At 39.1% G+C, this 21943-nt stretch carries 16 protein-coding genes and 2 pseudogenes; 11 read left to right on the top strand and 7 right to left on the bottom strand.

Features of this window, described 5'->3' with window-relative positions; all coding sequences use genetic code 11:
• Nucleotides 1–144: 144 nt before the first annotated feature.
• The 4 genes and pseudogenes from NRL14_RS19680 to gmk all read right to left on the bottom strand — a co-directional run bounded on the left by NRL14_RS19680 (nucleotide 145) and on the right by gmk (nucleotide 4066).
• Entirely contained in the window at nucleotides 145–537 is a 393-nt protein-coding gene (locus tag NRL14_RS19680) for a RidA family protein (RefSeq protein ID WP_007378833.1), read from the bottom strand.
• 12 nt (nucleotides 538–549) lie between these two features.
• Nucleotides 550–2656 (bottom strand): annotated as a pseudogene (gene spoT, locus NRL14_RS19675) (bifunctional GTP diphosphokinase/guanosine-3',5'-bis pyrophosphate 3'-pyrophosphohydrolase).
• Between the two features lie 388 nt (nucleotides 2657–3044).
• On the bottom strand, nucleotides 3045–3320 hold the full coding sequence (gene rpoZ / locus NRL14_RS19670; RefSeq protein WP_007378835.1) for a DNA-directed RNA polymerase subunit omega: 276 nt from the start codon (nucleotides 3318–3320) through the stop codon (nucleotides 3045–3047).
• A 125-nt stretch (nucleotides 3321–3445) separates the two neighbouring features.
• Nucleotides 3446–4066: a guanylate kinase gene (gene gmk / locus NRL14_RS19665; RefSeq protein ID WP_149604950.1), complete on the bottom strand. Its 621-nt coding sequence runs from the start codon at nucleotides 4064–4066 to the stop codon at nucleotides 3446–3448.
• A 303-nt stretch (nucleotides 4067–4369) separates the two neighbouring features.
• Between gmk and NRL14_RS19660 the strand changes: the two genes are divergently transcribed.
• The 8 genes and pseudogenes from NRL14_RS19660 to NRL14_RS19625 all read left to right on the top strand — a co-directional run bounded on the left by NRL14_RS19660 (nucleotide 4370) and on the right by NRL14_RS19625 (nucleotide 16779).
• Nucleotides 4370–6733 (top strand): alkaline phosphatase D family protein, encoded by a 2364-nt coding sequence (locus NRL14_RS19660; protein WP_306725418.1) that lies wholly within the window; start codon nucleotides 4370–4372, stop codon nucleotides 6731–6733.
• 332 nt (nucleotides 6734–7065) lie between these two features.
• The gene (locus tag NRL14_RS19655) at nucleotides 7066–7770 is read left to right on the top strand and encodes an AHH domain-containing protein (protein ID WP_306725417.1); all 705 of its coding nucleotides are present in this window, start codon (nucleotides 7066–7068) and stop codon (nucleotides 7768–7770) included.
• Nucleotides 7770–8357 (top strand): hypothetical protein, encoded by a 588-nt coding sequence (locus tag NRL14_RS19650; RefSeq protein WP_306725416.1) that lies wholly within the window; start codon nucleotides 7770–7772, stop codon nucleotides 8355–8357. The genes NRL14_RS19655 and NRL14_RS19650 overlap by 1 nt, the downstream gene beginning before the upstream one ends.
• Before the next feature lie 332 nt (nucleotides 8358–8689).
• Nucleotides 8690–8968 carry a restriction endonuclease gene (locus NRL14_RS19645; RefSeq protein ID WP_149604953.1) on the top strand — a complete coding sequence of 93 codons (279 nt, stop codon included), beginning with the start codon at nucleotides 8690–8692 and terminating at the stop codon, nucleotides 8966–8968.
• A gap of 60 nt (nucleotides 8969–9028) precedes the next feature.
• A pseudogene (locus NRL14_RS19640) lies at nucleotides 9029–10599 on the top strand (type I restriction-modification system subunit M).
• Complete coding sequence (locus NRL14_RS19635; RefSeq protein WP_306725415.1) at nucleotides 10596–11855, top strand: restriction endonuclease subunit S; 1260 nt, start codon at nucleotides 10596–10598, stop codon at nucleotides 11853–11855. The pseudogene NRL14_RS19640 and the gene NRL14_RS19635 overlap by 4 nt, the downstream one beginning before the upstream one ends.
• A 6-nt stretch (nucleotides 11856–11861) precedes the next feature.
• A complete protein-coding gene (locus NRL14_RS19630) occupies nucleotides 11862–13838 on the top strand; it encodes an RNA-binding domain-containing protein (protein WP_306725414.1) in 1977 nt (658 codons plus the stop codon).
• Nucleotides 13839–13893: 55 nt separating this feature from the next.
• Nucleotides 13894–16779, top strand: coding sequence for a type I restriction endonuclease subunit R (locus NRL14_RS19625; RefSeq protein WP_306725413.1), 2886 nt, complete (start codon nucleotides 13894–13896; stop codon nucleotides 16777–16779).
• A gap of 111 nt (nucleotides 16780–16890) precedes the next feature.
• Here the strand turns inward: NRL14_RS19625 and NRL14_RS19620 are convergent, their stop codons facing one another.
• From NRL14_RS19620 to NRL14_RS19610, 3 genes are all read right to left on the bottom strand, one after another.
• Nucleotides 16891–18123, bottom strand: a complete 1233-nt coding sequence (locus tag NRL14_RS19620; protein ID WP_306725412.1) for a type II toxin-antitoxin system HipA family toxin — start codon at nucleotides 18121–18123, stop codon at nucleotides 16891–16893.
• On the bottom strand, nucleotides 18123–18380 hold the full coding sequence (locus NRL14_RS19615; RefSeq protein ID WP_306725411.1) for a helix-turn-helix transcriptional regulator: 258 nt from the start codon (nucleotides 18378–18380) through the stop codon (nucleotides 18123–18125). The genes NRL14_RS19620 and NRL14_RS19615 overlap by 1 nt, the downstream gene beginning before the upstream one ends.
• Before the next feature lie 525 nt (nucleotides 18381–18905).
• Nucleotides 18906–19766 carry a YicC/YloC family endoribonuclease gene (locus tag NRL14_RS19610; protein ID WP_024609400.1) on the bottom strand — a complete coding sequence of 287 codons (861 nt, stop codon included), beginning with the start codon at nucleotides 19764–19766 and terminating at the stop codon, nucleotides 18906–18908.
• A 179-nt stretch (nucleotides 19767–19945) separates the two neighbouring features.
• Here NRL14_RS19610 and rph point away from each other — a divergent pair, with 179 nt between their 5' ends.
• Genes rph through NRL14_RS19595 form a run of 3 tightly spaced genes read left to right on the top strand, consistent with a single transcriptional unit; the run spans nucleotide 19946 to nucleotide 21759 of the window.
• Nucleotides 19946–20659: a ribonuclease PH gene (rph, locus tag NRL14_RS19605; RefSeq protein ID WP_306725410.1), complete on the top strand. Its 714-nt coding sequence runs from the start codon at nucleotides 19946–19948 to the stop codon at nucleotides 20657–20659.
• Between the two features lie 18 nt (nucleotides 20660–20677).
• Complete coding sequence (gene pyrE / locus NRL14_RS19600) at nucleotides 20678–21322, top strand: orotate phosphoribosyltransferase (protein ID WP_002958891.1); 645 nt, start codon at nucleotides 20678–20680, stop codon at nucleotides 21320–21322.
• Between the two features lie 56 nt (nucleotides 21323–21378).
• Nucleotides 21379–21759 carry a diacylglycerol kinase gene (locus tag NRL14_RS19595; protein WP_007378841.1) on the top strand — a complete coding sequence of 127 codons (381 nt, stop codon included), beginning with the start codon at nucleotides 21379–21381 and terminating at the stop codon, nucleotides 21757–21759.
• Nucleotides 21760–21943: the final 184 nt, after the last annotated feature.

The following is a 21943-nucleotide window of genomic DNA, read 5'->3' as shown; positions in this document are numbered from 1 at the left end:
TAGTTAATCCTTCTCTACTACTTAAGTTAAGTTTGAGTATATTACATAATAACAGATTGCTAGAAATTTACTTTTGAGTCAAGAAAACAAAACGAGGTTATGGAGAAATAGAGCTATAGCTGGGACCATAGCTCGTAGGTAATACTAATTAGTTGAAGGTAGTTCCATTATTCCATCTATCTCAACTTGCACACCTTTTGGCAGCGCACGCACACCAATTGCGGCACGAGCAGGGTATGGTTGTTTGAAGTATTGGCTCATTACTTCGTTAACAATAGCAAAGTTAGATAAATCAGTAAGGTAAATATTCACCTTAACTAGGTCGTGTATCTGACCCCCAGCTTCTTCACATACAGCAGCAATGTTTTTAAATACTTGATGTGTTTGTTCGCCAAAGTCTTCCGAAATAACTTCCATAGTCTCAGGTACTAATGGTATTTGACCCGATAAGTAGACAGCCGTTCCTACTTTAACTGCTTGGCTATATGTGCCTATTGCTGCAGGCGCTTTGTCGGTAGAAATAAATGCTTTATTCATGTGTTTCCTATTTTATTTTTTACGATAGACTTTTTGTACATCAGGCATAACGCGAATGCGTCGCATAATGTTAGCAACGTGGATACGGTTTTTAACGGTAACCCCTAAATCTATCACGTATAAATTACTTTCTTTTTCATCAGTGGCTATTTCCACAATATTGGCTTGGGTAGTCGCAACAACATTGGTTAACTTTGCAAGCGCCCCTTGATGATTAATAATCTCGACTCTAAGGGCTGCGATATATTCTTTCTCTGGATTATCGTCCCACTTTACAACTAAGTATTTAGAGCGCTCACTTTCCCAGCCGCGAATATTTTTACATTCCTGGCGATGAACAGTTAATCCTTTGCCTTGGCTTATATGTGCAGTTATTGCATCCCCAGGTACAGGGCGGCAACACTTAGAGTAATTAACTAACATACCTTCGGTGCCAATAATGGTTGCTTTGACTTGGTTGGTAATGTCTGTTAAATCATCGTTTTCGTTTTGTAATAAGCGTTTAGCAATTAACATGCTCATCAGATTACCAGAGCCTATTGCTACTAGTAACTCAAGTAGTGTAGAAAGTTCATGTTCTTCAAGTACTCGCGCTATATTCTCATCAGGAATACTGTCGAACTTATTTTCACCAAGTGCGGAGTCGAGTAAACGCCTACCCAATAACAGCGCTTCCTCGTGATGCTGACTCTTAAGGTAGTTACGAATGCCTAACCGTGCTTTACCGGTAACAATAAAGTTTAGCCAAGTTGCATTTGGGTGAGCCCCAGAGCTAGTAATTACTTCTACTGTTTGGCCGGTATCAAGCGCTTTACTCAAAGGGTAAGGTTTGCGATTTACTCTTGCCCCTACGCACGTATTTCCAACGTCAGTATGTACAGCGTATGCAAAATCAACAGCTGTTGCGCCCATTGGTAATTCAACGATTCGGCCATCTGGCGTAAATACGTAAATTTCTTCAGGGAATAGCTCAGTTTTTTACATTTTCTATAAATTCAAATGATGAGCCAGCACTTTGCTGAAGCTCTAATAAACTTTGCATCCATTGGCGAGCACGTTGTTGTGACGTATTGCCCGCGCCATCACCTGATTTTTTATACATCCAGTGTGCGGCCACGCCTTTGTCTGCCATATGATCCATGTCGTGAGTACGAATTTGAATCTCAACAGGTATGCCGTGTGGGCCAACTAAAGAAGTATGAAGTGACTGATAGCCATTGGTTTTAGGCACTGCAATATAGTCTTTAAAGCGCGTTTCAATAGGCTTATAAAGGCTGTGAGCAACACCTAATACGCGATAACACGTATCCATAGAGTCAACCGCAATTCTAAACGCGTAAATATCCATGACTTCGTTAAATAACAGTTCTTTATTAAGCATTTTTTTATAAATACTATAAAGGTGCTTTTCGCGGCCCGATACCGTCGCTTTTATGCCTGACTCTTCAAGGCGCGCTTCAATTTCGTTTTGAATATTTGAAATAACTTCTTTTCGATTACCACGTGCTTTTGCAACTTCAGATTTAAGTGCACGATGGCGCATAGGGTATAGAGCTTGAAAACCTAAATCTTCAAGCTCATTTTTAATGTCGTGAATACCTAAACGGTTTGCTATCGGCGCGTATATTTCTAGTGTTTCGCGTGCTATACGGCGGCGTTTATCGGGGCGAAGAGCACCCAATGTGCGCATATTATGCGTTCTATCAGCAAGCTTGATTAAAATAACTCGTATGTCTTGAGTCATAGCCATAATCATTTTACGGTAGTTTTCGGCTTGGAATTCTTTTTTATCTTTAAAGCTGAGCTTATCGAGCTTACTTACACCTTCAACCAATTCAGCAACCGTTTCACCAAAAATTTCAGCTAAATCTTGTTGGCTAAAATCAGTATCTTCAATTACATCGTGCATTAACGCGGCCATGAGCGTTTCATGGTCAAGATGCATGCCGGCAAGAATTTGAGTTACTTCAACAGGGTGAGTAATATAAGGTTCGCCACTTGAGCGAGTTTGTCCTTCGTGGGCCTCTCGGGCTACCACGTAAGATTTTTGTACCAGCTCTACATCTGCAGCAGGCAAGTATTCAGAAATTTTCTTTTTAAGACCTTCAAAAAGATACATTTACACTCCAATGTTCTAGGGCCCGTTGACCTTTCAGGATTAAAATTTGTTCAATCTAGGGGCGATTTAATCGCGGCGCGAGGTTTTTAGCCTAGCGGGCTAAATAAAAACCGAGCAACAAAGAGTAAATTGCCCCTAGGCAGAACCCTTCGGGCTGCGCATGTTTGGCACTTATGCTGCGTTATCGCCTATGCATGGGGAATAACCACACTACATAGGCTCTGCCTTGCCTAAATACCAAGCATACTGCTGCAAATTTAACCTCGAAAGATAAACAGGCCCTAGTGAAGTAAATTAGGTAAGTTACGAATATACGATGAAAAGAATGGATTGCCAACGGCTATAGTAGAAATACTGCGCCGTTGGCTAAATCAGACCGGGAGGTCGATTATTGATTGCCACCAACAATGGCAGCAACAGCAGCTAGTTCTGCTGCTTCTTGGTGTTGTTGTTCTTCACGGTCAATTAAGTCCATTGAAGCGCTATCAACTAAACCTAATTCAATTTCACGTAAAGCAACAACCGTTGGTTTATCGTTTTCAGGGTCTACTAGTGGCGTTTTACCACCAACAGCAATTTGGCGGGCACGACGAGCCGCAACTAAAATTAAGTCAAAACGATTACCAACTGCATCTACTGCATCTTCAACTGTTACGCGGGCCATCACAGCACTCCAAAAATAATTTAAAAGCAAAGGCGTAGTTTACTCCAAGGAGCCACATTCGCCAATAGCCAGTGTTCAATTTTTATCAGTTTTACTCGCCTAAGCCTAATTTAAATAGGCTTAAATTATTTAAGCAGACTATTTAGTAAAACTTGATGACGATCTTCTTGGGCTTTTAGGGTTAAGCGTTGAGCCATTACAATTATTTCTATGTCAGCAAGTGCGGTATCAAAGTCATCATTCACAATTACAAAGTCGTACTCGTTATAATGTGATGTTTCAGATTGTGCTTGTGCCATTCGTCCGGCAATAACGTCAGCCGAATCTTGACCTCGGTTATTTAAACGCTGCTCTAGCTCTTTTTTTGAAGGAGGTAGAATAAAAATGGTTTGTACGCTTGGCATAATTTTGCGCACTTGCTGCGCGCCTTGCCAATCAATATCTAAAAACACATCAATACCCGCATCAAGTTGCGACTCAATAGCTTGCTTTGATGTGCCATAGTAATTATCAAATACTTGAGCCCATTCAAAAAAGTCATTTTTTTCAATTAGCGCTTTAAACTCATCTGTAGAGACAAAATGATAATGCACGCTATTTTCTTCACCGGGGCGAGGAGAGCGAGTCGTGTGCGAGACCGATACTTTCATATCAGTATGCTTTTTTAATAACGCATTGATTAAGCTTGATTTACCAGCACCAGAAGGCGCTGATAAAATAAATAAGTTACCGCGAGTTTGTGCCATGTCTTTCTCTACCTAAAAATAAATAGGCTTGGGTTACAAGTAAGCCAAGCCTTTAATTAACTGTATTGTACTTTAATTAGCTCTTAGTGCTCAAGTTAGGTCGAGAGTATTTTGCTAAGTTGCATTTTAAATAAAATTACAATCTTTAGTAATACTAAAAGAGTGCCGTGATACAGCACCTAAATGGTTTAGTTAAGCAACAAAGAGGCCAATAAAGTTCAGAAAATAAAGGCATGATCTTTTATTAAAAAAACATTATAGTTGGTTTATTGTTAACAATAATCAATGTGTAGAGAGCAAACTATGGATAAAAATATATCTCGCCGGTCAGTACTTAAAATATTAGCTGCAGGTGTTGTTGCTACTGGCGTTTCTGGTTGCAAGAATACTTTAGGTGCTGCAACCTCTACAATTACTACCGGTACTAAACCTCACCGTGATAACTGGCATAAAACGCATAATAGAGTGTGGCTTGGTAAGCAATATTGGGCTAACCCGATGGAGGATTGGCGTGTTGTTAACGGCGCTGCTGAGTGCATAACAAGAGGAGGTAATCGAAGTGTTCACTCCCTAACGCACCAAATAGCTCATCTTGATCAAGCTTTTACAATGTCGGTTCAAGTTTCACGCTTAGAGCAAAATAGTAAAGATGGGGGCGCAGGTATTCGCCTCGGAGCAAAAAGTGAATTAAACGAATACCGTAGTAACTGTTTTATACAAGAAGGTTACGACCTTGGTATCAAAAATAATCATTTAGTTTTAGGTAATAACACAACACCTCTAGTTACACCGATAGATAATCACGAAATTACTTTAAGTTTAACGGGCACGCCGCAGTCGGGTGCAATGGCCTTGGAGTTAGTTGCTAGCTTAAGTACATCAGGATCAATAATAGGAACTCTGACGCATTTAGTCCCAGCATCTGAATTATTAGGTAATGTGGCGCTTGTTAGTAACTTTTCTATTGCATCAGTAACTTCACAAAATGTGCGGGAAGATAAATTAGGCGCACGTTACAAATTTAGTAATTGGAGTATGCAAGGTGAGGCTTTTTCAGTAATTGATGAGCAAAAATTTGGTCCTATACTTTGGACTATGTATTCGCTAAGCGACACATTGAGCGATGAAGGTTTTGTAATGAAGCTGAGCGCTTACACTGGGCCAATAGGCGAGCAAGATAATCAGCAAGTAGAACTGCAAGTACAGCGTAATAATCAATGGGTATCTATTGACACTCAGATTATTGATCATGACGGTTGGTTAGCTACTTTTCGGATTATAAATTGGGATGAAACACAAGACACCCCTTTTAGGGTTGTTTACCGTGAAAAACATACCGACGGCACAGAAACCCCCGACATTTATTCAGGCAATATAAAAGCAAACCCAAGTGGTAATAAATTACGCATGGCAGCCCTTACTTGTCAAAATGACTATGGTTTTCCTTACGAACCTGTTGCTCAAAATGTCAAAAAACTACACCCAGATATTGTTTTTTTCTCGGGCGATCAAATTTATGAAAGTCATGGTGGATTCGGTGTGATTCGTACCCCAGACAACTTGGCAATTTTAAATTATTTACGCAAGTTCTATCAATTCGGTTGGTCTTTTAAAGAGGTTATGCGTAATCAACCTACCATTTGTTTGCCTGATGATCACGATGTACTGCAAGGTAACTTGTGGGGCGAAGGTGGTGCAACGATGAAAAACATTTCAAAAGACCCATCGGCAAGTGTATTAGGTGGATATATTGACTCTACGCGAGTGATTAATATGGTACATAAAACCACTTTGAATCATCATCCAGACTCGTATGATCCAACTCCAACTAATGGTATTAGCTCATATTTTAGCAACATGTTGTACGGTGGAGTAGGTTTTGCAATTCTTGCCGACAGGCAATGGAAAAGTGGCCCTGAACGCATTAATGTAGCCGTGGGCGAAACAGGGCAAAATGAAAATCCGCTTTTTTATAATCCTGCATTTAATCCTCCTGGATTAGATTTACTGGGTAAGCGACAAGAGGATTTTCTTGAAAAATGGAGTAAAGACTGGCGCGGACATAATTTAAAAGCAGTATTAAGCCAAACAGTGTTTGCTGCTATTTCAACGCATCAACCTTTACCTGATCGCTTCTTAAAATACGACTTTGACTCAAGTGGTTGGCCAGCATCGGCACGAAACCGAGCAATCGACGCAATGCGCGATTCTATGGCATTACATATTTGTGGTGACACGCACTTAGGTTCTTTATCGCAATATGGGGTAAATCAACAACGAGATAGCAATTGGGCCTTTTGCACTCCAGCTATTTCAGCCGGTTGGCCAAGGTGGTGGAAGCCAGATTCAATGAATATGCCCCACCAAAATCGTCCTGCCCATGGGTTAGCTGAAACCGGTGAATATAAAGATACTTTTGGTAATAAAATTTACGTGTATGCCGTAGGCAATCCAGAAGTCGGTAAATCAAATAACCGATATGTCAAAGCTCATGAAAAAGGCAGTGGTTTTGGTTTTATAACGTTTGATTCTCAAAAGCGAACTTATACAATGGATGCATATAAGTTTTTAGTTGATGTGGCAGATGGTAAAGCGAGTAATCAGTACCCCGGCTGGCCTGTTACTATTCATCAGCAAGAAAACAAAGGTAACAATATATTGGGTTAATTACTTATAAAATATAAACGGCCAATTTAAGGCCGTTTTTGTTTTCAATAATGCAGAGAGAATTAATTATTCTATATTCTGGATCTGAATATGGAATGATATTTTAAACCTCTTTATTATCAGTGGTTTAATCTTGTTTGAGAGTGCTTTAACTGTGTTTGGTAACCGCTATGGTAACCACTTGGAGTCGGTTTCTGGTGCATAGAGATTATTTTACTAACGAGGAAGTAAGCTTAAGTCAGTACCGAAAAACAGACATAAAAATTGATAAACTGTTTAGTTTTTGTATTATACACCCAATCGTAATCAAATAATCAAGGAAGAGTGTTTTTATGAACCAATTACAGCAGTACCCTCACCCTGAAAGGCCTCAAAACCCTTCACCCTTAGAAATGGCTATTTATAATTATGAGTTAAAAGCTAAAGATTTTCATAACAAGCGAATAGCTCAAAAAGGGCAGGCGAGTGAAGATCTTAAAAATAAGATGGCTCGTGATTTTAATCATTTGCAAAAAGAGAAAGAGAGGATTACAGCTCACGCTCGCTTACAAACAAATTTAACAGAATACCGTGAGCTAAGTGCAAACTCTACAGTTACACAATTAAAACAAGAAAAGCATCATCCAACACAAAAGCTTGCTCGTCACTTGGCTGCAATAGGGGAACCAAAACCAACTAAGCTGCACGAGGCTCACCATATTATTTGTGGCACAGGGCAATACCAATCAGCGAATATGTTACAAACAAGGCTTAACCTTCATCTACATGGAGTTGGTATTAACGATCCCATTAACGGTGTATGGTTAATAAACTTTGAAAAAAATAAAGAACAAAATTGGGATAGTCCAGTTTCGCCGCCTCATCGAAAGCTACACAGATATAATTATGAGACATGGATGAATACTAACTTTGGTAATGCGGCTACGCCTAAAGCTTTATTTTTGAATAGGCTAAAAATTGTTAAAGTTAAAATAAAAACGGGTACTGTACCCGCAGGTTTACTTGCACCAAAAGACGAAAACTGGAAGGCTTTATAGTGACTGTATATCAAATCAAAAACGAAGCTTACACATACGATGTGATCGACCTTGATATTGTTGAGCTCTCAGAAACAATTTCAAAAAATAACGACCTTGATACAGATACTGTACTAAGGATGTTTATGTCATCCTCACTTAATAATATCGAATTTAGTCATCTATGGCCTCAAGGGTTAAATTTTGACTATTTTGGTAAAGCTAAAAAGCAAGACTATGACATATCGCGGCTAGGTCATTTTTTAATAATGAAGATGCCAGTATATGAGTTGTTAAAAGAGCGCTTAGCAGATTTTGGAGAGTTTTTACCCGTTAAAGCTGAAGGCAATAACATGATGTTGTTTAATTTGCTTACCTTTGGACAAGAGCAAAAAGACATGTGTTTGACCAAGTACGAAGATGGCTTTGAAGACGGTTTAGAGTTACTTAACTTTGAGCAAGATGATATACAAAACAAGTTATTATTTAAGTCTAAGCTTGAAGGCGCTCAAAAAGTTTATTGTACTGATGAGTTTAAAAACATCATTCAAAGTAGCAAATTTAAAGGTTTAGTATTTGACGAAGATTTACTAGATCCGTTTGTTTAGTGCTGCTGACTTTAAAGACTAAAGCGTTGAGTAATTAAGTACTCACTTGTTGCGAATAAAATACTTTCAGACTCTTTATTAAAAGTTTATAGTTTATCTAACAACACCCCTCCCGCTACCCTCAAGCTCAGCGCCCTGCGAGGGGTTAATTGTTTTAAAGCATAGTAAAGCTGCTTACATAACCTTTGCCCCATAATCATAATTTGTATATTATCTCAACTAATAAGAACAATGGATTAGCTGTTTAGTTATCTACTAATATGGCTGGCAGGGGAGAGTATGTCGTTACGCGATCACCAATCTTTCATTACTCCACTTTTAGAATGATATACTTGCAAGCCAAATGCTATACCAATAAAACAATGGGTAGACCAGACATACAAGCCTTTGCGGGTGCGCTTGATATGCACCGCGCTAAAAAGGGCGTATTCATCACCACCAGCGGCTTTAGTAAAGATGCACTGGAATATGTAGGCTTAATAGAAAAGCGCATAGTGCTTGTAGATGGTAAACAACTTACAGAGCTAATGCTTACTCATAACTTAGGCGTTAGCACTAAACAAGTATTTGAAGTAAAAGCGCTTGATAGCGATTATTTTATAGAAGATTAATAAGTACGCTCGACGTGCTAGTAGAAACCTCTACGCAACCTATTAAGAGAACACTCAACAATGGTTCAACAACACCAACAAGAATTAAAAAAGCAGCTTTGGAATATTGCTAACAGTTTACGTGGCAACATGTCTGCTGATGACTTTCGCGATTATATACTTGGGCTTATTTTTTATAAATACCTGTCTGATAAGCTTAACACTTATGCCGATCAGTTACTAAGTGAAGACGGCATTGTGTTTGCTAAAATTGACGAAACAACAGAAGAGGGTCAAGAGTACTTAGAAGCAGTAAAAGAAGAGGCGCTTGATAAGTTGGGTTACTTTTTAAAACCTGCTGAGCTGTTTCATGTATTGGCTGAGCGTGGTGCTAACGATAAGTTTATTTTAGACGATGTAACCAACGTACTTAACCATATTGAACAAAGCACCATGGGCGCAGACAGCGCCGACGATTTTAATGGCTTGTTTGACGAGCTAGATCTAACCTCTAACAAGTTAGGGAAAACACCGGATGCGCGTAACAAGTTAATAGCCAAAGTATTAGAGCATCTTGATAATATCGATTTTCACCTAGAAAGTAGCGAAATAGACATACTTGGCGACGCTTACGAATACCTTATTGGTATGTTTGCCAGCGGTGCGGGTAAAAAAGCAGGCGAGTTTTATACGCCGCAAATGGTGTCAAAGTTACTGGCAAAATTAGTAACCTTAAATAACCCGCATATAAAATCGGTTTACGATCCCACCTGTGGCTCTGGCTCATTGTTGTTACGTGTTGCAAAAGAAGCTAATAACCCCGATTTAAAGTTTTACGGCCAAGAGCAAAACCCAAGTACTTACAACCTAGCGCGTATGAACATGATTATGCACGACGTGCATTACACTAAGTTCGATATTCAAAACGACGACACGTTAGAAGTTCCTGCACACCTTGAGCAACGCTTTAGTGCTGTAGTTGCTAACCCGCCATTTTCGGCGGACTGGTCTGCCAACCCACTACACATGAATAACGATCGCTTTGCCGACTACGGTAAGCTGGCACCAAAAGGTAAAGCCGATTTTGCTTTTGTACAACACATGATCCACCAGCTTGACGACAACGGCACTATGGCGGTGGTGTTACCGCATGGTGTGTTGTTTCGTGGTGCGGCCGAAGGGCATATACGCAAACACCTTATTAAAGAAAAAACTACCTTGATATGGTAATAGGCTTACCTGCGAATATATTTTTTGGCACGTCTATTCCTACCTGTGTGTTGGTGTTAAATAAACACCGTAACGCTAATGATAATGTATTGTTTATAGATGCCAGTAATCACTTTGAAAAAGGCACTAACAACAACGTAATGCGTGAGGAAGACTTACAACGCATTTTAGATGCCGTAAGCAAACGCGAATTCATTGATAAATATGCGTTTGCAGCCACGCAAGCGGATTTAGCGGAAAACGACTACAACCTCAATATTCCGCGCTACGTTGACACCTTTGAAGATGAAGCGCTTGTTGATTTAAGTGAAGTAGCAAAACAGCTAATTACAAATGATAAAGCGATGCTTGAAACAGATAAAACGATTGCTGGTTTTTGTAATGAGTTGGATATTGAAGCGCCATTTGGAGTCGAGAAGTGAGTACGTTAGCACCAAGATTAAGATTTAAAGAATTTGAATCTACTTTTTTTTCTAAAGTAACTCTTGGAAATGTTACTGATTACTTTAAAGGGTTCGCTTTTAAGTCGGTTGATTATACATATGTAGGAGTCAAGAATAATAGGATAATCCGCGTTTCAGATTTAATTTCTGACTCAATAAAAAATAATAATTCAATGATATTTTATCCTGAAATTAAGGATGATAATGTCGATAAATATCGTATAAAGTATGAAGATATTATTGTTACTACAGTAGGGTCTAGACCTGAATTAAAAGAATCCGCAGTTGGTAGAGGTATATATATTACTAGTCAGCATAATGGCTTTTTAAATCAAAACTTATTAGTACTTAGAAGCAAAAAAAGTAATGTTTCCAAATTTATTGCTGCTCAAATAAATACGAACCGCTACATCGAATATATTAAAAGTATACAGCGTGGAAATGCAAATCAAGCAAATATAACTGTTGCCGACCTATTGAAGTATACGGTTTTTGTCTCGACCACATCAGAACAGCAAAAAATAGCTGACTTCTTAACTTCTGTTGATACTAAAATCAGCCTGTTAACTGAAAAGCATCGTTTATTAAAAGACTATAAAAAAGGCGTAATGCAACAAATTTTTAGCCAAAAAATCCGCTTTAAAGACGATGATGGGAAGGCTTTTCCTGATTGGAAAGAAAAGTTGTTAGGTGATATAGCTACTTTTACAAAAGGTAAAAGTATATCGAAAGCTGATATATCAATTGATGGTATGACACCCTGTATTCGTTATGGTGAACTGTATACTACTTATGCGGAGGTTATAGAATCAGTTGTTTCTGCAACAAATTTACCGATAGGGGGCTTACTCCTTAGTAAGGCCAATGATGTTATAGTCCCATCTTCAGGTGAAACTCAATGGGATATTGCAACCGCAGCATGTGTAAAATTAAGTGATGTAGCTTATAGCGGTGATCTAACTGTTATACGGACTTCGTTGAATGGAGTTTTTTTATCTTATTATTTTAACTCGGCCAAAAAACGAGAAATAGCTTCATTATCTCAAGGTAGTTCAGTAATTCATTTATATTCAACACATTTAAAAAGCTTAAAAATTGAAATACCTTGCAAAGCTGAGCAACAAAAAATAGCGCAGTTCTTACAATCGCTCGATAAAAAAATAAATGCTGTTAACGAACAAATTGAACAAACCAAGCTATTTAAAAAAGGCTTACTGCAGCAAATGTTTGTGTGAGAAATAATGACCAATAAAATTAACGACAACCCAATAGCAAACATTATTGATATTCAAACTTTGCAAGAAAGCGTAGAGGTTGAGTGCAAGCTTGCTGGTGGCCGCGATGGCCATGGCGCAGTGCCTAATGATATGTGGGAAACCTATAGCGCGTTTGCCAATACCCGTGGTGGCTTAATTTTATTAGGTATTAAAGAAAAGAAAGGTAAGTTTACAGTTGAGGGTATAATAAATCCTACGCCGCTAATTAAGAACATTTGGGATACGGTTAACAACTCGAATAAAGTGAGTGTTAATTTGCTCAGCGAAAGCGACGTGCGCATTGAAACACTTGAAGGCAAGTCGGTTATTGCGATTACTGTACCACGTGCCCCGCGCGAAAGCCGCCCTGTATTTATGAATGCGAACCCACTTAATGGCACTTATCAGCGCCGTTACGAGGCCGATCAAAAGTGTTTGCCACCGGCAGTAAATAAAATGCTGGCAGAGCAAGAAGAAGTGCGCGACAACCGTATTTTAGAGCACTTTACCCTTGACGACATAGACCCCGAAAGCCTTCGCATTTACAGGCAAATGTTTGTTGACGCCAAACCACAACACCCTTTTTTAGAATTGAGCGACCAAGAGTTTTTGCGCTCAATACGTGGCTGGCAACAAGACCGCGCAACAGGCAAAGCAGGTTTAACCCTTGCAGGCTTAGTGATGTTTGGTAAGTGGGATGCGATTCAGGATGCGCTACCTAGTTTTGCACTCGATTATCAAGAAAAAGACGACAGTACACACCGCTGGATAGACCGAATTTATACCGATGGCTCTTGGTCGGGAAATGCTTTTGATTTTTATCGTAAGGTGTATCGTAAACTTACGGCAGATTTAAAAGTAGGCTTTAGTTTAACCGATGACGGCCAACGACAAGATACCACTCCTGCGCATGAGGCCATTCGTGAAGCACTCGTTAATACACTGGCACATGCAGAGTTTAATACCGAAAGTAATATTTTAATTGAAAAACACCCTGACTTTATCGGCTTTAGAAACGCAGGGCTAATGCGTATACCTGTGCATGAGGCTAAGGCGGGTGGTAATAGCCAGTGCCGAAATCCTGCTATTCATCAAATGTTTTTAAATATTGGTTTAAGCGAAAAAGCAGGTTCGGGTATTCCTAAAATATACAGTAACTGTAAAGCGCAAAACTGGCAGCCCCCACATTTATACGAAAAAGACGAGCTAAACCAAACCTTATTAGAGCTGCGTATGGTAAACATGGTATCGCCAGAGTTACACCAACGCCTAATTGAAACGTATGGTGAAGGTTATAACAAACTAAGCGAGCTAAAACGCACCATTTTAATGACCGCTATTACGGAGTCATGGTTTAACCATGAGCGTATTTGTTCGTTGACCTCAGAGCATACAAGAGAAGTGACACTTGCGTTAAGTCAGTTAGTTAATTCAGGGTACTTAGAGTCGGCAGGCCAGCACAGAGGTAAGATATACCACTTAAAAGGGATAGAAGTGCCAACGCCAGACAACGAGGCAGGCAGAAACATTAGCTTTGTATTATCACCAAGTCAGGCAGAATTCCCCTTGATTGGTAGTAAAACAATTAATGAAGTGCCAGACTTAACCGAGCCAGTGCCGGAGTTAGTGCCGGAGTTAGTGCCGGAGCTTAATCCGCCAGTGCCGGAGTTCGATTTAAGTGCTTCTAACCTTTGGCTTGAACTCAAAGAAATAGCATCGCCTATTGCACAAAACTCAGGACGTAAACAAAAGTCTGATGTAGAAAAAGCGATAATTGATTTATGTATTAAGTCGGCTCCTAATTGTTTAAGGCTTAGCGATATAGCGCAGTTGCTTAACATGAATACTGATACGTTGAGAAAGCATTACTTAAGTAAAATGGTTAAAGAGCAGGTATTGTTTTTGGCATATCCAACAATACCGAATCACCCAGAACAGGGTTATAAGTTACATAAAGATTAGCAATAAAGCTGTGAATGTATTGCACAAGGCTAGCACCAAGGAATTGTAGGTATAAATGAATTATCAAAGTGAACAACAATTAGAAGATAACTTAATTGCACAGCTTAGCGAGCAAGGCTTTACGCGCGTTATTTTAAAGGACAACGCCGCACTTGAGGTCAATCTTAAGCAGCAGCTTGAAAAAGTGAATAGCTGTACATTAAGCGATACTGAGTTTACGCAAATATTGGGTAAGCTTGGTAAAGGTAATATATTTGCAAAAGCCAAAACACTGCGCGACCAGCTTGATGTAACACTTGATAACGGCGACAGCAGACACTTAACGCTGTTGTTTGATGAGCCGCAGCTAAATAGCTTTCAGGTAGCGCAACAAATTACAGTAAAGGGCACATACACTAACCGATACGATGTAACGCTATTGGTTAATGGCTTGCCGCTGATACAAATAGAGCTAAAACGCCGTGGTATTGAACTAAAAGAAGCGTTTAACCAGATTAAGCGTTATCAAAAGCATTCGTTTCATGCAAACCATGGTTTGTTTAATTATGTGCAGCTGTTTGTAATGTCGAATGGGGTTAATAGCCAGTACTTTTCTAACAACAGTGAAATGTCGGCTAAGCAAACCTTTGACTGGACTGATAATGAAAATAATAAAATAAGCCAGTTACATGACTTTGCCGAAGCATTTTTAACGCCTTCGCACTTAACGCATATCCTCACCAAGTACATAGTGCTTAATGAAACAGGTAAGTACTTAATGGTGCTTAGGCCGTATCAGTTTTATGCAGTAGAGGCGATTGTAGAGCAAGTTAAAACTACAAGCGATAACGGCTACATTTGGCATACTACAGGCTCAGGTAAAACTTTAACCTCGTTTAAAGCGGCGCAAATTATGACCTCGCTGAGTGAGGTTGATAAAGTAGTGTTTGTGGTAGACCGTAAAGACCTAGACTACCAAACTGCGCTTGAGTTTAATGCGTTTGTAAAAGGCTCTGTAGACAGTACCGACAACACCAGTATGTTGTTCCACCAGCTATTAGATAAGCCAATGAAAGGCAAAAAGGTCAACCAAAGCCGTAACACTAAGCTGGTGGTAACTACGCTGCAAAAGCTTAATAATGTGGTGACTAAACAGCGCTATTTGAAAGAAATGCAAAGCCTGCAAGATAAGCGTATTGTGTTTATATTTGACGAGTGCCACCGCAGCCAATTTGGCGATACGCATAAAAACATTACCGAGTTTTTTAATAACGCGCAGCTGTTTGGTTTTACGGGTACGCCTATATTTGCCGACAACGCCGTTGCTAAAAACTCAGTTAAGCGCACCACAAAAGATTTGTTTGGTGAATGCTTACATCCTTATGTAATTGTGGATGCAATACGTGACGCTAACGTGCTTAAGTTTGCTATTGAGTACGTTGGGCGTTATCAATACAAAGATGGCTCTAACAATAACCTAGATATTGAAGTTGAAGATATCGACACGAAAGAGCTTTTAAGCTCGCCTGCGCGCTTAGATAAAATAACCGATTACATTATTGCCCAGCATAACCGTAAAACGCATAGCCGCGAATATAACGCTATGTTTTGCGTATCAGGCGTTGCTGAGCTTATTCAGTACTATGAGTTGTTTGCGAGTAAAAAAGCACAAGGCAAACACAACCTTAAAATTGCCACCATATTTAGCTATGAGGCAAATGAAGAGGAAGAGTACGAACTAGGTAATGATGATGCGCAAATTAAAGAAGTATCAGCCAAGTATTTAAACGAAGGGCAAGCCGTTAAGCTACATAGCCGCGATAAGTTAGACTCATTTATTAACGACTACAATGCCATGTTTGGTACAAGCTACTCCACCAAAGACAGTAAGTTATTTGAAGACTATTACAAAAATATATCTAAGCGCGTTAAAGCCAAAGAGATTGATATATTGCTGGTGGTGAATATGTTTTTAACAGGCTTTGATGCTCCTAAGCTCAATACTTTGTACGTTGATAAAAATCTTAAATATCATGGTTTGGTACAAGCGTTTTCGCGCACTAATCGTTTATTGGGTGAGACTAAATCGCACGGCAATGTAGTGTGCTTCAGAAACCTTAAAAAAGCTGCCGACACGGCTTTTACGCTGTTTTCGAACAAGCAGCCTAAAGAGTATATAGAAACTCCGTCGTATTCTGAGTTATTAAACGATTTTAATAGTGCTTATGCAGCGCTAATGGCAATTACTCCTACCGTTGACTCAGTTGATGATTTACCTGACGAAGAGGCTCAGGCGTTGTTTGTGAGGCAGTTCCGTGAGCTTATGCGCTTAAGGAACATGTTAAGCAACTTTGCTGACTTTGATATGGATTCAACCTCCATGGGCGAGCAAGAGTTTCAGGATTATACGAGTAAGTATGCTGACCTTGGCAGGCAGCTACGTGAGAACTCAAGTAAAGAAAAAGTATCGGTTTTAGATGACGTTGATTTTGAACTAGAGCTACTACACAGCGATATAGTAAACGTAACCTATATTTTGCAGTTATTACGAGAGTTACACGGTGAAGAAAGTACGGACGAAAAAGCCCGTAAACGCCAAGTAATAGCAAACCTGATAGCGACAGACCCCACCTTATTAAGTAAAAAAGCACTTATTGATAAGTTTATGGACGAGCACTTACAAGGCATACCCGCCAGCGCTGATGTTGATGAAGAGTTTGAGCTTTATTGGGAAAAAGAAAAGCGCCTAGAGCTTGAGAAGTTTGCTCAAGAGCAAAAGCTAAACCAAGCACGCTTAGAAAAGTTAGTAACTCGCTATGAGCTAAGTGACGAAATGCCACTAAGGGATGACTTTGCTGACGTACTCGAAACCAAACCCAGCTTATTACAACGCAAAAAAGTACTGCCCATTATTACCGATAAATTTAAACGTTTTGTAGATACGTTTATGACAGGTTTTTAAAGGGCTACAGTAGTGTTTTATGTAAACCGTCAACGGTTGACGGTTTATGTATCTACACAAACCTTACTCATGTTTATTGATGCTGCGTAAAGTAATTAAAGAGCACTGCAGCTACTCAAACTTTTTAATTCTGTCGTGGCGGTAGCTTTTAGTTGAATAGCTAGGCGTCATTGTATTTGATACTGAGCTTTCAATTGATGCACGTAATCCATCAAGTAGCTGTACTTCGTTAGAGTGTTTAAGGTAGTCAATAATGCCGTCGCTGAGAGATTCTATTATCTCTTTGGCTTTTCTAATTTTAAAGTGAGTGCCCTCAGCCAACTTTAGTAAATAAGACACGTCTGGAAACTCTTTGCTGTTAGCCAATTTGAGTGCCATTTTATTATCGATGGTTTCGTATATTTTTGTGTGTGTTATATCAAACGGTGGTGAGAGATATATGTTTTTCATATCAGGTGTATATTGCAAGGCAAAGTTTTTTAGATGGGCATCGCCGTTACCAATTAAGCAGGTAAATACAATGTACTTGTACATCCTTTCTACTTCGGCTTGGCTGTTTGTATATATATAAGTAGCTTTGAGTAAGGTTTCGTAGCTGCCAGTGTATTTAGCGTCGGGGTCGTTAGTTTTTTTTAGTAAGGTTGTGAAATCTTCATAACCGAGCTTAGTTCCGTCACTTGTTTTATCAAAGCGTTCAACAACGAACGTTTCTAAATTTTCAGATAAGTATGTCTTTGGTGGCTCAAGTCCGCAATGGCGAGCGGCCTCCATACATACAAACTCGTTTACCGTAAGTAATGGAAACTCGGTATCGAATGACTTCACTATTAAATCTTTCTGCGGAATTGTTCTATCGGTTTTAATGGTTGAGGCATTAGGTATGCTTACTTTAGGTTGTACGCCTGCCAACGAGTTTTGTAGGTAGTACTTTTCTAATAACTGAGGGAAAAGTGGTGCATTGCTGTTATAAGTCAAAATATCGCTCAAAGATACAGGCTCAGCCTCTGGTAAGGTAAGCTCACTTTTATATGAAAGCATGCCAATGCCTTGTGTGCTCTGTAAGGCAAGTAAATACATGTCGTTTACTTTGGCGTATCTCGCTAGTTTTTCTGCAATGAATCGACGGTTAAAGCCCTCTGGCAAGTTTTGTGAAAATATAGGGTGAAGAGAACCCGATGAGTAACCATCCATGCCTTTTTTAGTCATAGTCAGTGACACGTGTAGGTTTTCTTGTGTTGGCTGGTAGTGATGTACTGAGCCATGTGTTAGTACGCCAACTTCAGCATAGTCAGTGCATACTGTTATATTTGTAATTTTATTTGGAAGCTGTGGTGTGCCACTCATTAGTCATCCTCCGAGAATATATCTTCAATAGTATCCCAGTCTGGTAGAGAGTGTTGTTTTGAGGTAACTTCAAATTGTAAATCAACTGCATCAAGCAGCCGCTCAAATATATCGAATGAACCAGTAAAGCGACCGTTCTCAATCTCGGAAATCGTTGTTTTATTAATTCCCGCGATCTCTGATAGCTTTTGTTGGGTGTAGCCTAAAGCTTTCCTGCTAGTACTTATTTTTTTACCAATATCTGCTCTACTCGACATATATTTACTTATTGAATATTAGCTATATGGCTAATATATTAGTATATAACTCCTATGTTAGCTATATAGCTAATAAAAATTATCAATATTTCACAGGCATTGCATTATTTATATAAGACGGTTTAGCTTTGTTTTAACTTAAAAACCAAACCGTCAACCGTTGACGGGTAGCTAGCAATTAAACTTAAAGGCTTTATTAATAGGTAAAAACTGTTTTTTTGCTTCTTTACTTTTATCTTTAAACCAGTCATTAAATAGGTCATTCATTGTTATAATAATGTCTGTCCCTGCCTTACCTCTTTCAGCAAGTGGATCTATACCATTTTTAATTTTTTGTTTTGGTTTCTTTTACATTCATTGAGTTATATAAAATGGCTATCAAGGATTTTAAAAGTGGTTACCAAGTAGTTTGGTAACCACTTGGACACGTACAATAGGGGGTTAGTATGAACGGTAGAAAACAAAAAGCCTAGAAAAAGCTAGGCTTATTAATAAGTTATAAACAAGTTGAAACAGGCTAAAACACTATTCTATATTCTGAATTTGCTCACGCATTTGTTCAATTAGTACTTTTAGCTCTACGGCTGCAGTAGTGATGTCACTATTGATAGATTTAGATGCTAGCGTGTTAGCTTCACGATTAAATTCTTGCATCATAAAATCTAAGCGGCGACCACATGCGCCCCCTTTTTTAAGGATTTTTTTAGTTTCTTTAACGTGAGATTTTAAGCGATCTAATTCTTCAGCTACATCTTGTTTTTGTGCAAGATAAATGAGTTCTTGCTCAAGGCGCGACTCGTCAATATTTGCTGTTAAGTCTTCTAATTTTTGAGCCAGTTTTTCACGCTGCCATTTAGCAATCTCAGGCATATGCGTTTCTACAATTTCTACTTGTTCTAAAATCGCATCAAGACGGGTTGCTATCATTTCTTCAAGGTTTGCACCTTCATCGCCACGTGCTGATTTAAAATCTTCGATTACTTGATCAAGACCAACAATTAGCGCTGTATTGACGCTATCCATATCAAGCTCTTCAGCTTCCATAACACCAGGCCAACGCAATATATCAACAGGGTTGATGTCGCCATTACTTTGCTGTTGAACCCATTTAGCACTATTTATAAGTTGCTCTGCAAGCGCTTGGTTAATTGATAGCTCACCAACGTGGGCTGGATTTGCTACAAACTTTAAAAAAACCTCAACTTTACCGCGTTGTAAGTGTTTACGTAAGCGCTCACGAATAACCGGTTCCATGCCACGAAATTGCTCTGGTGCACGAATAAATGTTTCAAGGTAACGCTGGTTCACTGAACGAACTTCCCAAGTGCCAGTTCCCCAATCGCCTTTTATTTCGCGACGCGCATAAGCTGTCATACTGTGGATCATGGATATTTTCCTAAATTTATAAATACAATATTATGATGATTATACCGTAACACTGCTTAAGCTCTAGGGAAAATTTAATACACTGAATATTTTGCATACAGCTATTTATTTAAATCAGCATGGTATCTATACCCACATACACTTATAATGTCGCAAATTCTGAATTAAGGGGATCGTCAATGCGTCCAAGCGAAAGAACACCTAACCAAATTAGACCTGTTACATTTACACGTAATTATACTTTGCATGCTGAAGGCTCAGTACTTGTTGAGTTTGGTAACACCAAAGTACTTTGTACAGCTACTGTTGAATCGGGCGTTCCTCGTTTCATGAAAGGTCAGGGTAAAGGTTGGATCAATGCTGAATACGGTATGTTACCGCGAGCAACGCATACGCGTAATGCTCGTGAAGCTGCACGTGGTAAGCAGGGCGGCCGTACTATGGAAATTCAACGCTTAATTGCACGTGCACTTCGTGCGGCTGTTGACTTAAAAGCACTTGGCGAAAACACAATTACCATTGACTGTGACGTTATTCAAGCTGACGGCGGTACACGTACTGCCTCTATAAGTGGTGCATGTGTTGCACTTGTTGATGCGTTAACGCATATGCGTGCAAAAGGTATGATTAATTCAAACCCACTTAAATATATGATTGCAGCTATTTCAGTTGGTATATACAAAGGCCAAGCAATTAGCGATTTAGAATATATTGAAGATTCAGCAGCAGAAACTGATATGAATGTAATTTTAACCGAAACAGGTAAAATTATAGAAATTCAAGGTACAGCCGAAGGCGAACCTTTCTCGTTTGATGAGCTAGATGAGTTACTTACTTTAGCTAAACATTCTATTCGTGAAATCATTGACGTACAAAAGCAAGCATTAGCATAAATAGGTAGGCCACTCGATATGAAAGATTATCAAAAAGAGTTTATAGAATTTGCTCTAGAGAAGCAGGTATTAAAATTTGGTGAGTTTACTTTAAAGTCAGGCCGTACAAGTCCGTACTTTTTTAATGCCGGTTTGTTTAATACAGGTCGTGACTTAGCACGCTTAGGTCGTTTTTATGCATCAGCATTAGAAGATTCAGCGATAGAGTATGATGTACTATTTGGTCCCGCGTATAAAGGTATCCCAATAGCGACAACAACGGCAGTTGCATTAGCAGATCATCATGATAAAGATGTACCTTACTGTTTTAATCGTAAAGAGAAAAAAGCACATGGTGAAGGCGGTACATTAGTAGGCTCAGAACTCAATGGCAAAATTATGCTAGTTGACGATGTAATTACAGCAGGTACTGCGATTCGTGAGTCAATGGAAATTATTGCACAAAATGGTGCTGACCTTAGTGGTGTCTTAATTGCGTTAGATCGCCAAGAAAAGGGTAAAGCCGAGTTATCTGCTATTCAAGAAGTTGAGCGTGACTTTAATACCAAAGTGATTTCAATTGTAAAATTAGCTGATCTTATCAGTTACCTTGAAAGCCAAGGCACAATGGATGAGCATTTAGCCTCAGTTAAAGCTTACCGTGATCAATACGGCGTAGCATAAATAAAAAGCCTCGCAGTGCGGGGCTTTATTTTGACCTTCATTCATAGAGTTTATTAATGAAAGATGTATTAAAACCAAATGGCTTAGGCCTCAAGCGTGTTTTCAAAGCAACCTATTGCTCTTACCTTGGCTTTAAAGCAGCATTTAAAGAAGAAGCAGCATTTAGGCAAGAGCTACTATTAAGCCTTATATTATTCCCTATCTCATTTTGGCTTGCTTCATCACTATTACATTGGGCAGTCCTAGTAAGCTCATTGCTTATTATACTAATAGTTGAATTACTAAATTCTGCCATCGAAGCATTAACAGATCGAGTAAGTACAGAGTTGCATGTATTGTCAGGTAGGGCCAAAGATATGGGATCTGCAGCCGTAACACTTTCATTAACGATCGTATTGATCATTTGGGGTGTGAGCCTTTATATGAAGATCGCTTAAGCGCACTTTTAGACAATAAGAAAACTGAAAGTGCCTTTTTTTGTTAATGTTTTGCTAGTTATGTTGTGTTTTTAACCTGTTTAGCTCAAATAGTCAGCGAACAGCACATTATTTCAAGTTTTCTTCAAAAAAGGGTTGATCTGTTTTCGGATCTCCCTATAATGCGACCCCACTGAGACGGGAA

The organism is Pseudoalteromonas sp. 20-92, from assembly GCF_030847595.1.
GTDB classification, from domain to species: Bacteria; Pseudomonadota; Gammaproteobacteria; order Enterobacterales; family Alteromonadaceae; genus Pseudoalteromonas; species Pseudoalteromonas fuliginea.
The sequence above is the reverse complement of the archived record's forward strand: the minus strand, read 5'-3'. Positions and strand labels throughout refer to the sequence as shown.

Bases quoted from the DNA above. Each gene is read 5' to 3' on its own strand.
- NRL14_RS19680 (WP_007378833.1), bottom strand. From the start codon at position 537: ATGAATAAAGCATTTATTTCTACCGACAAAGCGCCTGCAGCAATAGGC.
- NRL14_RS19615 (WP_306725411.1), bottom strand. From the start codon at position 18,380: ATGTCGAGTAGAGCAGATATTGGTAAAAAAATAAGTACTAGCAGGAAA.
- NRL14_RS19660 (WP_306725418.1), top strand. From the start codon at position 4,370: ATGGATAAAAATATATCTCGCCGGTCAGTACTTAAAATATTAGCTGCA.
- NRL14_RS19630 (WP_306725414.1), top strand. From the start codon at position 11,862: ATGACCAATAAAATTAACGACAACCCAATAGCAAACATTATTGATATT.
- NRL14_RS19655 (WP_306725417.1), top strand. From the start codon at position 7,066: ATGAACCAATTACAGCAGTACCCTCACCCTGAAAGGCCTCAAAACCCT.
- NRL14_RS19625 (WP_306725413.1), top strand. From the start codon at position 13,894: ATGAATTATCAAAGTGAACAACAATTAGAAGATAACTTAATTGCACAG.
- rph (WP_306725410.1), top strand. From the start codon at position 19,946: ATGCGTCCAAGCGAAAGAACACCTAACCAAATTAGACCTGTTACATTT.
- NRL14_RS19610 (WP_024609400.1), bottom strand. From the start codon at position 19,766: ATGATCCACAGTATGACAGCTTATGCGCGTCGCGAAATAAAAGGCGAT.
- gmk (WP_149604950.1), bottom strand. From the start codon at position 4,066: ATGGCACAAACTCGCGGTAACTTATTTATTTTATCAGCGCCTTCTGGT.
- pyrE (WP_002958891.1), top strand. From the start codon at position 20,678: ATGAAAGATTATCAAAAAGAGTTTATAGAATTTGCTCTAGAGAAGCAG.
- NRL14_RS19620 (WP_306725412.1), bottom strand. From the start codon at position 18,123: ATGAGTGGCACACCACAGCTTCCAAATAAAATTACAAATATAACAGTA.
- NRL14_RS19595 (WP_007378841.1), top strand. From the start codon at position 21,379: ATGAAAGATGTATTAAAACCAAATGGCTTAGGCCTCAAGCGTGTTTTC.
- rpoZ (WP_007378835.1), bottom strand. From the start codon at position 3,320: ATGGCCCGCGTAACAGTTGAAGATGCAGTAGATGCAGTTGGTAATCGT.